At 55.2% G+C, this 14,664-nt stretch carries 14 protein-coding genes; 8 read left to right on the top strand and 6 right to left on the bottom strand.

Annotated elements, in window-relative coordinates:
- Positions 1–72 precede the first annotated feature (72 nt).
- On the top strand, positions 73–330 hold the full coding sequence (locus ACN0RL_RS01065; protein ID WP_417512787.1) for a hypothetical protein: 258 nt from the start codon (positions 73–75) through the stop codon (positions 328–330).
- Here the strand turns inward: ACN0RL_RS01065 and ACN0RL_RS01060 are convergent.
- Positions 324–1,403 carry a hypothetical protein gene (locus ACN0RL_RS01060; protein WP_417512786.1) on the bottom strand — a complete coding sequence of 360 codons (1,080 nt, stop codon included), beginning with the start codon at positions 1,401–1,403 and terminating at the stop codon, positions 324–326. The genes ACN0RL_RS01065 and ACN0RL_RS01060 overlap by 7 nt on opposite strands.
- 128 nt (positions 1,404–1,531) lie before the next feature.
- Here ACN0RL_RS01060 and ACN0RL_RS01055 point away from each other — a divergent pair, with 128 nt between their 5' ends.
- From ACN0RL_RS01055 to ACN0RL_RS01045, 3 genes are read left to right on the top strand one after another with little or no spacing between them, the layout of a single operon-like run.
- Positions 1,532–5,071: a response regulator gene (locus tag ACN0RL_RS01055; RefSeq protein ID WP_417512785.1), complete on the top strand. Its 3,540-nt coding sequence runs from the start codon at positions 1,532–1,534 to the stop codon at positions 5,069–5,071.
- Complete coding sequence (locus ACN0RL_RS01050; RefSeq protein ID WP_417512784.1) at positions 5,068–5,619, top strand: hypothetical protein; 552 nt, start codon at positions 5,068–5,070, stop codon at positions 5,617–5,619. The genes ACN0RL_RS01055 and ACN0RL_RS01050 overlap by 4 nt, the downstream gene beginning before the upstream one ends.
- Before the next feature lie 58 nt (positions 5,620–5,677).
- Positions 5,678–6,091 carry a response regulator gene (locus ACN0RL_RS01045; protein WP_417512783.1) on the top strand — a complete coding sequence of 138 codons (414 nt, stop codon included), beginning with the start codon at positions 5,678–5,680 and terminating at the stop codon, positions 6,089–6,091.
- Positions 6,092–6,125: 34 nt separating this feature from the next.
- Here ACN0RL_RS01045 and ACN0RL_RS01040 read toward each other — a convergent pair whose 3' ends face one another.
- On the bottom strand, positions 6,126–6,398 hold the full coding sequence (locus tag ACN0RL_RS01040) for a hypothetical protein (protein WP_417512782.1): 273 nt from the start codon (positions 6,396–6,398) through the stop codon (positions 6,126–6,128).
- 546 nt (positions 6,399–6,944) lie between these two features.
- Between ACN0RL_RS01040 and ACN0RL_RS01035 the strand changes: the two genes are divergently transcribed.
- Positions 6,945–7,184 (top strand): hypothetical protein, encoded by a 240-nt coding sequence (locus ACN0RL_RS01035; RefSeq protein ID WP_417512781.1) that lies wholly within the window; start codon positions 6,945–6,947, stop codon positions 7,182–7,184.
- Here ACN0RL_RS01035 and ACN0RL_RS01030 read toward each other — a convergent pair.
- Positions 7,159–7,665 carry a hypothetical protein gene (locus ACN0RL_RS01030; RefSeq protein WP_417512780.1) on the bottom strand — a complete coding sequence of 169 codons (507 nt, stop codon included), beginning with the start codon at positions 7,663–7,665 and terminating at the stop codon, positions 7,159–7,161. The genes ACN0RL_RS01035 and ACN0RL_RS01030 overlap by 26 nt on opposite strands.
- A gap of 117 nt (positions 7,666–7,782) precedes the next feature.
- Between ACN0RL_RS01030 and queC the strand changes: the two genes are divergently transcribed.
- Together queC and queE are read left to right on the top strand one after the other, a co-directional pair.
- The gene (gene queC, locus ACN0RL_RS01025; RefSeq protein WP_417512779.1) at positions 7,783–8,448 is read left to right on the top strand and encodes a 7-cyano-7-deazaguanine synthase QueC; all 666 of its coding nucleotides are present in this window, start codon (positions 7,783–7,785) and stop codon (positions 8,446–8,448) included.
- Positions 8,448–9,104 carry a 7-carboxy-7-deazaguanine synthase gene (gene queE, locus ACN0RL_RS01020; RefSeq protein ID WP_417512778.1) on the top strand — a complete coding sequence of 219 codons (657 nt, stop codon included), beginning with the start codon at positions 8,448–8,450 and terminating at the stop codon, positions 9,102–9,104. The genes queC and queE overlap by 1 nt, the downstream gene beginning before the upstream one ends.
- On the opposite strand, the gene ACN0RL_RS01015 is transcribed toward queE, so the two are convergent.
- The 3 genes from ACN0RL_RS01015 to ACN0RL_RS01005 all read right to left on the bottom strand — a co-directional run bounded on the left by ACN0RL_RS01015 (position 9,105) and on the right by ACN0RL_RS01005 (position 12,966).
- Complete coding sequence (locus ACN0RL_RS01015; protein WP_417512777.1) at positions 9,105–10,130, bottom strand: AraC family transcriptional regulator ligand-binding domain-containing protein; 1,026 nt, start codon at positions 10,128–10,130, stop codon at positions 9,105–9,107.
- 177 nt (positions 10,131–10,307) lie between these two features.
- Positions 10,308–12,053 (bottom strand): ExeM/NucH family extracellular endonuclease, encoded by a 1,746-nt coding sequence (locus ACN0RL_RS01010; RefSeq protein ID WP_417512776.1) that lies wholly within the window; start codon positions 12,051–12,053, stop codon positions 10,308–10,310.
- A gap of 10 nt (positions 12,054–12,063) precedes the next feature.
- Positions 12,064–12,966: a WYL domain-containing protein gene (locus ACN0RL_RS01005; RefSeq protein ID WP_417512775.1), complete on the bottom strand. Its 903-nt coding sequence runs from the start codon at positions 12,964–12,966 to the stop codon at positions 12,064–12,066.
- A gap of 283 nt (positions 12,967–13,249) precedes the next feature.
- On the opposite strand from ACN0RL_RS01005, the gene ACN0RL_RS01000 reads away from it, so the two are divergent.
- Entirely contained in the window at positions 13,250–14,536 is a 1,287-nt protein-coding gene (locus tag ACN0RL_RS01000) for an MFS transporter (RefSeq protein ID WP_417512774.1), read from the top strand.
- The last annotated feature ends 128 nt before the right edge of the window (positions 14,537–14,664 follow it).

Here is a 14,664-nt window from a genome sequence, read left to right as displayed (position 1 = left end):
CGCTTTGTCAGACAGTTGTGCAAACTGCATTCTGGTAAAGGAACTGCCGCTACTCAATGGATGAGATACACAATGGATAAGCCCGGATACCCCCATCATGAATACCCATCGACGGTCAGAAACGTCCGGCTCGATCACCACGACAGTGTCCGAAGCCACATACATCAGCAAGTCAGCACAGAAGTAGAACGGCTGGAGCGCCGTATCGAGATTCTGCGCCTGACCAGAGCCCCCCATGTTGCCGTCATGATTTCAGCCTATGAGCGAATTATCAGTCACAAAAAAGGCTTTTTACAGAACTGGGGTCTGGATGAACGCCGCGGCTACTGACGCACGTATGCACCGGTCGCAATCCAGCTGACAGCTGCGTCGCTGTCTGGCTGGTTGCTGCAATGGGCCTGATTAGCGGTGGTTTTTTCAGGATCTGCCTCGGTTGGTGTACTGAGCACAGCGGGTTCCCCATTGGAATAGAATATTCTCAGTATAGAGTTAGCGTAATTCAGCTCGACTCTCAGACAATCGGGGCTTGAGTCGTTCAGGCTGATGCTGTCATACCGGTCAAGGTTCAGTGTGGTTTTATCTGCATTCTTGATAAACAGTGTGTCGACCTTGTTCTGAATGAAATCCTGCCTCAGCTCGATACTGCCGAAGTTCCTGCTGAGATAATCTGCAGTAGCATACTCCGCGCTGTTATAGCCGAGAGTGACGAAGCTGTTGGCATCAAACCGGCTCCCTGCCAGCAGACTGATCAATTCCGGCTGGGCCTCAGCTGCTTCAGGTTCAACGCTCCGGCTCACGTACTGAACGGTTCTATAGACTTTGGCATCCAGATCGCTGCCTTCAGGGCCGACTGGAAGGTATCTCCAGTCCAGTGTCGGGAAAATCCACAGTTTTTCGTTAAGTGATGTATCGTTCAATACAGCGTTCTGATCTGTAAATCTGATGAGCGCCCCGTTTCCCCTGGTGTTGTAGGTGCCTGCCTGTCCGGCGGCAATGCGTTGGCTGATATACGTTCGGCCTTCCCGGAAGTTGGTAACCTGATTGGATGCAATTACCTGATTGATCAGATCCAGCGGGTTGCGCACTTTTTCATAGCGGTTGCTGTTTTCGGCACGGGTTGCCTGGATGAACCTGTCTATGTGGGTGCGAATCTCGTCTGCTGTTTCACGATTGTCAGCACTGTCGTCGGGACCGCTTGGCTGGATGCCCTGGTAGAAATCCCGGAACCGGGTGTATTCAAGGTTGTCGGGCACTTGCTCTGTATTCTCGAGATCAAATGTCGAAAAGGCCAGATCGACATTGGTTGCCGGGTTAAACGCCGATTCTCCGGTATCCTCCAGCCCGCAACCGCTCAGGTTCAGCAGTGTGAGTGAAATGGCAGCGAAAAAGCAGGAATGTCTCATTTCAGAAGGCCCTGAGGTGCGCAATTGTGCGTAAACGGCTAAAGTGAATCCCCGCGGGGTGCTCCGCCCCGATCCGACTGCTGACAATAAACCATAAGACAGGCATCTACCCTCGCGGAGATCACATTTTGCAGCAACGGTGCAAATCGGCTTCAGGCAAAGTGGCGCAATGGCTGCTTGCCGCGATACTTCTGGTAACGGTTCTGGCGCCCGATCTTGCGAGCGCCCGCGAGCAGTGCCGGGATGGTCAGATCGTTCTGAAAAACGGCACCGAGAGTGTGCGTGATTTTGGCGGCTGCATCTCGTACCTGGAGGATGCCGGTCAACTTTACTTTTTGCCCGATATTCTTGCCATGGAGCCTGAGCGGTTTACCCGGCATGAAAGTGGCGTGCTGAATTTCGGCTATACCGAATCTGCTTACTGGACGCGCTTTGACTTGCGTGCGGATACCGAAGAGGCGGGCTCGGAGTGGATTCTCGAGCTGGCTTTGCCGCTGGTAGACGAAGTGGTGCTGTACCTGGTGCGCGATGGTGAGTTGGTCGACCAGCGCAAGGCAGGTTATCAGGACAACTGGGCAGAACGTGATCTTGCTGTGCCCAACCCCACGTTCCGCCTGCATCTGGAGCCGGGCAGTGTTACCTCGGTTTACTTGCGTATTATCAATACCAACACATTCCGTTTGCCGGTCAGTCTCTGGAGCCCGGATAGCTATATTGAAAAGGTGTCCGTGGATGAAGTTGTCCGGGGGGCGCTTCTGGGCAGCCTGCTCGCTATTCTGGCCTATAACCTGTTTGTGGCAGTTTCGGTTCGCGAACGCAGTAACATCTACTACGTGCTCTATCTCGTATCGGCAGCGGTGTTTATCGCTACTGAACAGGTACACGGCATTCAGTTGCTGGATAGTCGTCCGGCGATCTTTAACAAGGAATACCTGCACTTTCAGATTATCACGACCTGGTTCTGGGGCCTGTTGATGGCCCGGGCGCTGCTTGAAACCCGCGCCCGGTCTGTGGATCTGGACCGGGTAATAAAGATGTGCATCTCTTCAGTGCTTCTTACCTTTGTGTTGTCGCTGTTTCTTCCGTATCACGTTGCCATGGAATGGATTGTCATCGGCTCGGTGCTGCTTTGCCTTATTCTGATCGTGGTGAGCTATCTGTCCTGGCGCTATTACAATCCTGCTGCACGCTCCTACTTTTTTGCCTGGACGCTGGCACTTATAGGTTTTGGTATATACGCACTGACGGTTATGGGCTATCTGCCGCTCAATACGTTTACCAGCTATGCGCCCCAGGTCGGACTCACCGCGCAGATTATCCTGTTTTCCTTTGCTCTGGCTGATCGGATAAAGCAGGTTCAGGGCCAGGCATTGAACTGGAGCCGGAGGGCGTTATCCAACCTGCAGCGATACCAGTCATTGTTTGATAATGCGATTGAAGGCCTTTTCCAGATGTCACCCGGGCGACAGTTTGTTACGGCCAACCCGGCTATGGCGCGTTTGATGGGGTTTGGCAACAGCCAGGAGCTTCTTGAAAGCAACCTGGATGTGCTGGAGGCGTGCATTGCAGATAATCAGCTCCGGGAACTGGTAGTTGAGCAGTTGGAGGCGCGGGGCACGGTAAAAGGAGTGGAAGCCCGTTACCTGACGAATGAAGGGGAAGAACGCTGGGCCATTATTTCTCTCCATACGGCTTACGATGCCGATGGTGAGCCTACGCACCTGGAAGGGACCTGTGTTGATTCCACAGAAAGTCACCGGCGCCAGCGCATCGAGCGCGAGCGGGAGCAGGAGCGGCTGGAAAAAGAACTGGCGCGCAACTCCGCGGAGGCCAAGAGCCAGTTCCTTGCCAATATGAGCCATGAGATACGGACGCCGCTATCGGCCATAATCGGTTACGGCGAAACGCTCATGGATCCTGACCTTGATGAGGAGGAAAAACGCAGTAGCGCGGAGACCGTTGTCCGGAGCGGGCGACATCTCCTTGATCTGGTGAATGATATTCTTGATCACTCTAAAATAGATGCCAACAAACTGGACGTGGATGTAGTTTCGGTGAATCTGCCGGAGCTGCTGGATGAAATCCGCGCGTTTTTTGCCCCTCGGGCCAGGGAAAAGGGTCTGGCCTTCAACATTGACTGTGAATTCCCGCTGCCCGAACAGATCCAGACGGATCCGACGCGTCTGCGCCAGATTATTATTAATCTGTGCGGAAATGCTCTCAAGTTCACCGAAAAAGGATCGATCTCCCTTTCCGTCCGTTGTGATTGCGATCAACAACTGCTGGTTGCCCGGGTGGTCGATACGGGAATCGGTATGAAGCCGGAGCAGATTGGTCGGCTGTTTGATCCCTTTGCCCAGGGCAGTACCGCTATTTCCCGACAGTATGGCGGCACGGGTCTCGGCCTGAGTATCTCGCGGCGGCTGACGGAAATGCTGGGTGGCAGTATCCGGGTCAAAAGCACATACGGTGAAGGCAGTGAGTTTGAACTGTCGATTCACACGGGTGCCCTGAAAGATGTGCACTTTCTGCAGAACGAGTCAGAGCTCAGCCGGCGACGGAGAACCATGCCGGTAGTTGTGGCGCCTCGGCTTTCAGGGCGAATACTCTGTGCTGAAGACAACGATGTGAATCGCCGCCTTGTTTCGTTGCTGGTGGGGCGCACCGGTGCTGAGCTTGTGCACGTGGGTAACGGCGCAGAAGCTCTTGAGATGGCTGTCAGGGAGCCTTTTGATCTGATCCTGATGGACATTCAGATGCCGGTCATGAACGGTCGTGATGCCACCGCCGCACTGCGAGAGGCGGGGGTGAATACGCCAGTAATTGCACTGACAGCCAATGTCATGTCTGAAGACATTGCTGATTATCGGCTTGCAGGCTGCAACGAACACCTTGCAAAGCCCATCGACAAGCACGGATTCTATGAGGTTCTGGCCCGTTATCTGAAGGTTCAGCCCGGCAATGCCGGGGAGCTCCGACAGCAATACCACGGAAGTGTGCTGGTGGCAGAAGACAACGAAGAACACCGGCAGCAGGTAGAACAGATGCTGAAACGTCTGGGCCTGGATGCTGTAGCGGTTGCCTCGGGTGCGGAAGCTGTCCGGAAAGCGCTTTCAGAATCTGTGCAGCTGGTGCTCATGGATCGGCATATGCCCGAAATGAATGGTGTGGAGGCTACACAGCTGCTCAGGCAGGCGGGTTTCCGACACCCGATCATCGCCTTCACCGCCGGTGACCAGCAGGGAATCAATGCATTGCGTGACGCAGGTTGCGACGAGGTGTTGGATAAACCGGTTGATGAGCAACGTCTGCAAGCGCTGTTGGAGCGCTTTCTGACGTCTGTGCCGCAAGTCGAGACGGGTGTTGATAGCGATGAGGATATCGACCGCCTGGCGGCCAGATTCCTGTCCGGGCTGGGTGAGCGCCGGCAGCGCATGAACCAGGCACTGGCAGGCAGTGATCAGGCAGTACTCGAAACGGAAACGCACCAGATTAAAGGCTCTGCGGGTGCTATGGGCTATCCAGCAATGACCCGCCAGGCGGGCATTGTGGAGGCACTCGTAAAAGTCACAAGCCCGCAATGGAACCAGGTGCGCACTGAACTTGCGATACTGGATGAGATGATAGAGCGTGAACAAACACAGAGTAAAACAGGATCGGGCCAATGAGTGAGCGCCAGTTACACCGTGAAAACCAGTCCATGAGCATGATGTACGGCACCTATGCCGATATTCTGTTCGTGCTTTTCCCGTTTCTTGTCATCGGCATGCAACGCCTTTGGGATGGCCGGCTTTACGAGACCCTGATGAATGCAGATTTGAGCATAGCAGCCGCTATTCTTGCCGGTCTTGCAATTGGCAAGTTTGTGCTCGGGCTGGTCACTAACCGGGATCTTGGCCGTTATAAGGAGCGTATTGTATTCTTTATTGCCCTGACACTCTTTGTGGTTCTGGGGCCCGCCATTATCCTGATGCTGAGTATCGCGGGGGGCGCTGAGGTGCCGGGATTTGTGGCGTTTGTACAACCGGTGCTGCTGATCATTGCGATCTCTCTCTATTCAACAGCGGTCAGTATCAGCAATATACTGACCCGTGACAGTGAACGGGAATCCAATACCGCTAATATCGAGGGAGATTCGCCGGATATCGCCCGCGCCTCGAGAGTCGGGCATGCACCACTGGACCTGCCTCGCCATACTGGTGCCGACTCCTGGTAATTCCGGTTTTGCAAGGAGCCCGGGTAGCAATACGTCTGGCGAAAAAAGGAGATGATGGATGGGTAATCTGACCGTACTGGTTGTTGAGGATGAGCCGGTGATGCGAGAACGGCTGGTTGAGATGCTGCACAAGGCAGGAGCTACTGACGTAACAGATTGCGAGAGTGCGGCTTCAGCCCGCAAGGCATTTGATGCCGGCAAATTCCAGATTGTACTGCTGGATCTCGGTTTACCGGATGGTGACGGGCATGAATTAATGAAGGAGTTCAAGGCGGCCCGGGATGGACAGCATATTGTGCTGGTTACAGCGGATGATTCTATCGACAGCATTCAGCGGGCAATCAGCGCTGGAGCCAACGGCTATGTGGTCAAACCCTATTCCCAGGAAAAAATTCACGATGTGGTCAGCAATTATGCGGTGGTGCATGGCGGCGACCCGGCAACAATGCAGGGTCTGAACCGGCACCATTGACCGGTTCAGACGTTTCTATATAGCCTCGCGCATACTAGGCCACCTGGCGCGCGATCCAGGAGTTGTGGCGCGTAGCCAAAGCGCGAACGTAACGGGCTTCCGCAGCCCCGAGCGTGGCCAGCACGCCGTTGAAGATCCAGCCACGCTCATAGACGCCAAGCACCCTTTGTTCGTCATCAAGGTTAACGCGCTGGTTCAGTTTTTTGCAGATAGCATCCAGCAACGGCAATTTTTCCGGGCGACGGATGGGCCCTGGCCGGGTATTCATGGGCTGGTTGGCAGCACGCGCTGTCGTTTGTCTTCTCATGGTGATCTCCTTGTCGTGTTGCGACGGCAAAAACAAAACCCCGGAGCCGAGGGCAACCGGGGTTTTGCGGAGATGCTGACCCGGTTGCTGCGAAGGCTCCCGGGAACTGACCGAAAGCCGTTAGATGTCTTTTACCTGCGCACGCATGCACTGCCCTTCAAGGCAATTTGCTGCGGTGTTCATCATGTGTTGTGAAATCATTCGGGTCATAGTCGGCTTTGATGTTTCAATTGAATGGATAGTGTATCCATTAGCCCAGTGTTTGCAATAGGTCGGGCGCTTCGGCAAACCCGTACAGACGCATGAAGGGAGCATCCTCATAATTCAACAGTCACGTGTTTTTACGTTGTGCAATCCAGGTTACCTGCCAGCCAGATAACCAATGGATCTCTCCTTTATACGCAGCCTATATGGCTGCGTTTTTTTTCGGTAGTGGAAAGTCCGTAGCCACTAACTCGTACAGATATCCGGGGCTGTTCGGGGGATAATTCGCACACTAACCAATCACTCGAACTGATATATACCCAGAGGTTGAAACCTAAGAAAATGTCCGACGAATTCGGATTTGCCCGCAATAAATTCCGCATCCATTTTGCTGTAGAAATCGTTCTGATCGCTGCGCTGGCCGTATACATGCTACTGGCTAAAGGCCAGGTTGTTGGTGATGATCTTGCTTTTACTGTTCTCGGTGCCGGATTGATGGCGCTGGTTACTTACTGGACACTGCATACCCTGAGGAATGGTCTGGAGATCATTGTTCTCAGAACGCGCGTTCTGAAGCACTGATATACTCCCAGGTTCTTTGCAGAATCAGAGCATCATTTGCTGCCCGGTGAACGGGCAGACCCAGGTCAGAAATGACCTGTTGGCGCGCAGATGGCCACTGTGTTACCTGCCGGGAGTCGAGTAGTACGGAGACAGATTCCAGTTGAAATCCGGGCTTCACATCGGCAGCCCGGAAAAGCCTGTACAGCCAGAAACTGTCAAACGTCCAGGCGTCACAGAAAACATGGCCGGACAGCAACCGATTAAGGTGATGGGCTACCTCTGCCACTGCACTGCCTTCCGCCAATAAGCGGGATCTTGGAATGCCATGAATCCGTTCCGCGCTTTCAGACCAGTTCTGCCAGCGTATGTGGGGCGCAATCAGCCAGCTATGCAAAGAGCTGTCGGGCATGCAAACGCCTACCTCGATCGGGTAGCTTTCAATCAGATCAAGGCTTGATGCCTCGAAGTCGATAAATGCCGGGCGCAGTTCGGTAGTCATTGGCGGTCTGTTTAGAAGGTTATTTTAGAGTCAGTTTACCTGCCCTCACACTGTTACAATACCCCTACTCTGTTACCTGGTCTTTACAGACCCCCTATTCCTTAGCCAGGAGCCTGCATGACCGACACCGTGGTTGTAATCTATTCCGGAGGAATGGACTCTTTTACTTTGCTCCATCGTGCGCGTGCCCGAGGGTTGCGGGTCCATGCATTGTCTTTCAATTACGGCCAGCGTCATGTCCGTGAACTCGACGTCGCCCGCTCTGTTTGCACCGACCTTGGCGTACCTCACAAGGTTATAGATATTCGTGCCATGAGCGAGGTCATGTCCGGTTCTGCGCTGACATCCGGTGAAGACATACCCGAAGGCCACTATGAAGAAGAGAACATGAAAGCCACGGTAGTGCCCAATCGCAACATGATCCTGCTTTCTCTGGCCACCGGCTATGCCGTAACCGTGAATGCCGGTGCGGTGTGGTATGGCGCCCACGGCGGCGACCACGCGATTTATCCCGACTGCCGGCCTGAATTCGTAGAAAAAATGGATGCTGCGTGCCGCGTAGCAAACTATGAGCCTGTGGGCATCGAGGCGCCGTTCATGCACATGAGCAAAGGCGAGATTCTCGCGGAGGGCGTGAAGCTTGGCCTCGACTATGCCAACACGTGGACCTGTTACAACGGGCGTGAAAAGGCTTGCGGGCTTTGTGGCTCGTGCGTAGAGCGCCTGGAAGCTTTTGCCGAAAACGGCATTCCGGATCCGCTGGCCTATGAGGCGGGGCGCTGATGTACCGGGTCAAAGAAGCTTTTTACACCTTGCAGGGTGAGGGTGCTCAGGCCGGCCGTGCCGCGGTATTCTGTCGTTTCAGCAAATGCAATCTGTGGACGGGTCGGGAGAAAGACCGGGCAACGGCGGTCTGTAATTTTTGTGACACGGACTTTGTGGGTACGGACGGCCAGAATGGTGGGTCTTTCGAGACCGCAGAAGCTCTGGCGACCCACATTCGCAGCCTTTGGCCGGATGCTCCGGGAGTGCCCTATGTGGTTTGTACTGGCGGAGAGCCCCTGTTGCAGCTGGACACAGCGCTGATTGATGCTTTTCATCAACAGGGTTTTGAGGTCGGGGTTGAAACCAACGGCACTCTGCCCGCGCCCGCCGGCATTGACTGGTTATGCGTGAGTCCGAAAGCCGATGCCCCCGTGGTGATTGAAGCCTGCGATGAGCTGAAGCTGGTGTATCCCCAGCCCAAGGCCATGCCGGAAAGGTTTATGCACATAAGTGCCCGACATTTTTTTCTGTCACCCATGGCCTCCCCGTCAGCCCCTGACAAGGGCACGGACCCGGTCAAACAGAGCAATACCCGCAGGGCCACAGAATATTGCCTGGCACATCCCCGGTGGCGCCTGACTTTGCAGATGCACAAAATCATAGGCATTGACTGATTACGCGGCGGCTACTCTGTAGTAACTCGGGCTGATGCCTGTCCAGCGCTTGAACGCCCGGGTAAAGTTTGCCGCATCTGCGTAGCCTAAAGCGTCCGCAATCTGGTTCAGGTTCATGCCGGTACCGGTTAACAATTCCCTGGCCCGTTCCAGCCTAACCTGATCCACGAGGTTCTGAAAACTGGCATTTTCTTCCTGGAGCCGGCGCTTCAATGTGCGCTCGGATACGAACAGGGTAGCGGCTACTCGCGCCAGCTTTGGCGGGAATGGATAACTGGTTTCAATCACCCGTCGTACCCGGCAGTCGAAGCCCGCGTCTTCGGTCAGTTGTTTCAGCGCGTCCTCGCACTGGGCGCGCGACGATTCCGCAAGCTGTTCATCGCTGAAACGGATAGGTGCTGAGAGTGCTGAGACGGGGATCACCAACGCGTCTGCCTGTGCGTCATAAATGACGGGCATCACGATCGACTGTCGGAAGCGATGGAAACAGGAAGGCTCAGGCCCCTTTCTGAGAATTCTCGACCCCTTTACGGCAGTGCCGGTGAGCTGCTGGCCCATGAAGGCGCAGCCGAACAGCATGGCGTCCATAACAAGTCCCTGCAAGGGGCCCGGGTCGCCATCACTTCGAACGGTGTAATGCATTTCCTCGCCGCACTCGCGACGGCTCACACTCAGATGGGGAGCCCGCAGGGTGAGATAGCGCGTCATCAGATCCAGCGCGTCCTGAAGTGTGCGGCTGCTCATTACTGCAACGCCCAGTGCGCCGTGTAAGGGTAGCTTGAGCTCACTTGCGAGCATGATACCAAGGCCTGACTCGCCGCTTTCGATGATGGCCCGGGTAACAAATTCACTGGCTTGCGCCTGGCATACCCGGACATCCGCAGATTTAAGCCTGACCGGGTCCAGTCCGACCCGAAGCAGCAGATCGCGTTCGTCGATGCCTATAGTATTCAACAGTTCAGCCAGTATGTGCAGGTAGATGGCCGGCATACCCAGATCCTGGGCAATTGAGGCAGAGGTACGCATGGGAATCCTTGTTGAAAGCTGTTCTTGTTATATAACCTGGTGACCATTGCGCTTGATTATGACCTTTGCGACGCCTTGCCCCCATGACTTCAGTGACGCGTCAACGGGCACGAGGGGCCAATTGGCCAGATGAGCTCAAGACTGTAAGAAGGGATTTTCAGGAATCTGAGGACGCGGTCAGAGCCGGATATCCGTGATCACCGGATTGTGATCAGAGGAGCGCCAAGGCGCCGCGGCATTGGGTGACAGGTTGTTTTTATATCCCAGTTGCGGCGGCTCGTCGGCATTGATAGCCCAGGTTCTGGCACCAAGTACCCGTGGCTCGAGCGAGGATGAGGCCAGGGCATAGTCCAGCGAACCTTTTTCGCCCTTGTAGCGGTAAGTGTAATGGGCACATTGTTGTGCCGTGCAGGGATGAAAATGATGCACCATGCTGGTGAACCCCGCCTGTCGTAAAGCTTTTATCGGATCTTCGTGGAAATAGCTGTTGAGGTCGCCTGTGATCAGTGTACCGGCCAGGTCCGGAACCTGCGGCAGTCGGTCAAGCCATTTTGTAAGAGCCTGAGCAGCTTCTGTGCGACGCCCTCCATAGCACCCCTGGCCATCGTTCCTGTTCCGGTTGGGCCCCGTTGCACCCTTGCAGGACTTGGATTTCAGGTGTGGCACCACCACCTGAATAGCGAGGCGCTGGCCTTCCGGCCGGAAAATCTGTGCCAGTGGCGGGCGGCCTGAACTGTTCAGGCGCTCCGGTTTTGTCTCGGCTACGATCCGGTCTTGGCGGTATAGCAGGCCGGTGCGTATCTGGTCGCGACCATCATTACCCGGGGTCATAACAAAAGTCCATTCTGGACCAAGAGCGCCCGCTAACTGTGCTATCGAACTGGTCTCACTATAGCCGTCGTTCTCCAGTTCGGTAATCGCCAGAATATCCGGATCCGGTCGCCGCAGGGCTTCTACTATTCGTCTGAGTTGCGCTGTGTGAGCCAAACCTGTTGGTGCACCGCGCTTTGTCGGAAAGCCGCCACCTTCACCGTCGCCGTTAAAGTAATTCTCCAGGTTCATGGTCATGATTCGGACATGCGGCTCTGCCGGTCGGCCGGGCGCCGGGGGTCTCATGTTCAGAGATTCGAAAACCGGTGGTTCTCCCGGCTGTATCCGCCAGGCCCCGAACCGGTAATCAAGAACGCCTGAAAGATTCTGGACTTTATCGCCGGCGCGGGCCGTATTTTTGCCACTCAGGCCGCCGGGTGGCCAGGGTATCGGGCTGGGGTAGCGAACGCTGCGGGCGTCGTCCAGCAGCAGCCTCTGCTGTCTGTTTCGGTCGGCAATCTGTGTGGCTTGCGGGCCAGGCTCAAGATATTCCGTGGGTACGACCTGATCACCGGCCGCCAGCGTGAGTTCGCCGTAACGTGCAAGGTTCCAGGAATCGATAATCGTCAACGGTTGAGCCACCCGTACCCGCATGTTTTCGAGTGACTCCAGGGCATCTGGCCAGAGCAGCGTCAGAGTCTGTGCTTTCGGGAGAGGCGCCGAACCGCAGGATGTGATGATTCGGATGTCGGTCAGCTCGGTCAGGCCATGGAATTCTTTTACTGTGCCAGTAACGCGCAAACGCTCCCCCGCCGCTCCCGTTTTTTTGCGGGTATGTATAAACAAGGCTTCGGAGGTTTCGGGATTAGCGTCGGTTTCGCCGTCCGCCTGTTGCAGATAGAAACCGTCAAATCCACCCTCAGCGCGGGCGTCGAAAGTGAGGATACCTTCGACCGTAACCCGCTCCCCGGAAAGCGGAGAGGTATCACCCCGGCCCTGAATCTCAGCGACCGGTGTCGCAGGATTTCCGCAGGCGTTTGCTGCCAGACCCTCTGAAGCAGTCAGCAGCAGAACAAGGGAGAGTGCGCCAGAAAATCGTGGTCCAGAGATCACGCTGATCAGTTCAGCTGAGGCCTGCGGAGGCTTTCAGCGCGCGCTCGCGCTTGCTGCCGAACCCGAGCTGATCAGGATTGGTCAGTTCAAGTTGTTGTATCAGCGGGTCAGGATGATGGTTGTCCAGCGCAATTCCGAGCCGTGACAACACGTATGGCGCCAGAGCGGCGCGGGTCTCAACATTCAGACAGCCATTATCCATGCCGTAATCCAGCGCGATGATTTTTTTCTGGGCATCCGTCAGGCGCTGATCAGGCGAGATTGACATGGTGACGGTGCGATTCCAGTCGTCATCCTGCACGCTGGTATGTTTGGCTTTTTGTCGCAGGGCCGTGGGCGCTGCGTGGAAACGGCTGAGGGCAAAATCCCGGAACTCGCGATTGGATTCACTCCAGGCGCGCAAATGCCAGTTATTGCCCGTGCACACCAGAGTGTGTGGTTCCAGGATACCCTCCACTGCTTCTGGGCGGCTCAGGGATGCGTAGCTTGCTTTGAGTTGGCGGCCATGGCGTGTGGCGGCGACGACTGCGCGCATGGTTTCGGGTGCGATAACCCGATTCGGTGCGTATACAACGGTGCTGTCTGGCAGGCCTATATTCAGATCTTCGAAGGTGCCGCTGAGGCTTTGCTGGCGCGCAAGCAGGTCCTGGTATTCGCTTACGTGACCGCGGGTTACAACGGGCCGGTAACGAGCTGCAGGCACGTAACCCTTAAGGTGACGGTCATAGACAAGATTGCCCGGAGCCAGTTCCCGCAGGTAAGTGTTTATATCCTTGGATGCCTGCTGCCGGCCGATACCAAAGCTATGGCAAATGTGGTTGGTGGTCAGGCGACCTTCCCACAGCGCAATGGTTTCAATAAGTCGGTAGCGAAGCAGCAAATCCCATCGGATGGGCCAGTCCGTTTTTTTCATAACCAGACGCTCACGGGTTTATTGAATAATTACCAGTTATGTTACCCCCTATGGTACGACGGGTCTGTTACGGCAGATTAATGTGAAACATTGTGAAACCGCGCCACAGGCGCGTTTGACGCTTCTGGCCTGCGCAAAGAACTTCGGGAAGTGCGTAGTAGTCACGGCTTTAAGGTGCTGTTGTAATGCAGTTCCGGTAGAGACCGGTCCTTGCTGCTACTCTGATTAACAGCCCGGATTTCCAGCCCGATCAATCCGCTTCGCACAGCCCGGAGTTTTTGTAATGACCCGAACGGTCGCCTCCCTGTCTGCTCTTCTTCTGAGCATTGTTCTGCTGGTCAGTGGTAATGCGTTTCTGATGACCCTGTTGGGTATCCGCCTGAGTATCGAGGAAGTTTCGCCGGATGTTATAGGCTGGGTGCTGGTGTGTTATTCCATAGGCTTTGTTCTGGGCACTCTATACGTACATCATATTATTGGCCGGGTCGGCCATATTCGCGCGTTCGCTGTATTTGCTGCGGTCGCTGCCGTGACTGCGCTCATGTATCCCATGGCCATTTCCACTGAATTCTGGGCATTCCTGCGGGTGCTTTCAGGGTTCAGTATTGCCGGCGTTCTGGTTGTCATTGAAAGCTGGTTCTCCAGTCGCGCCAGCAACAGTAACCGGGGCGCACTGTTTGCGGTCTACCAGATTATTTTTTATCTCTCGGCCGCTGGCGGTCAACTTATTATTAACGTGGGCGATCCGGCCAACTTCATGCCGTATTCCCTGGCGGCTATTCTGCTGGCGTTAGCACTTATCCCCCTGTCCCTGACCCGGATGGAGGCACCGGTTATCGAACAGGTTCAGCGCATCTCGTTTTTCACGCTCGCCCGCGAGTCGTTCACCGGCGTTTCCGGCGCGTTGATCTGCGGCGTGCTGATCGGGGGCTTTTATGCACTCGGGCCGGTATACGCAACCCTGGTTGGGCTGGATGTTGCCAAAACTTCTACATTTATGGCGAGTGCCATTATTGCGGCAATGCTTCTTGCCTGGCCATTGGGGCGGCTTTGCGACCGCTTTGATCGCCGCCGTGTCATGTTCTGGGTGGTTTTGTCTGCTGCGTTGGCGGCAGTTGGCGTCAGTTTTACCGGCGTTGGAAATCTCTGGCTGCTCACGCTGCTGGTGGGGCTGTTTACAGGACTCTCGGCAACGATTTACCCGATTTCTGTGGCCATAACCAACGACCGCATGGAAAGCACCCGTATTGTAGCGGCCAGTGCAACCTTGCTGCTCAGTTACGGCATCGGCAGCGTTATCGGTCCCGTTGTGATGGCTGAACTGATTAACCTTATGGGGCCAAAAGGGCTGTTTCTCGGGAATGCCGGTTTCCTGATGGTGCTTGCAGTAATTACATCTTTGCGCATTACCTACACCGACGATGTGGCCGTAGCGGATCAGGAGCATTATGTGCCTGCAATGCCCGAAACCTCTTCTGTACTGGCAGAACTGGATCCGCGGAATACGGAGTTCCAGGAATCTCCCGAAATCGAGGAAATGCACGAGGAGTCCTTGCGTCAAACCGGTTGACGCAGGGGTGTACCCGGCACTTTCGGTTTTTCCCGATTCTGTTTTGTCATAACATCTGTTTTTATTTCAATGGTTAGCTTACTATTGGTAGCTTTCCCGTAATGTAAGCATTTTGGTCGGCACTGTGT

The organism is Marinobacter sp. (genome assembly GCF_048259445.1).
In the GTDB taxonomy this organism is placed as follows: domain Bacteria; phylum Pseudomonadota; class Gammaproteobacteria; order Pseudomonadales; family Oleiphilaceae; genus Marinobacter.
Note: the sequence above shows the minus strand (reverse complement) of the source record. Positions and strands in the feature narration are given on the sequence as shown.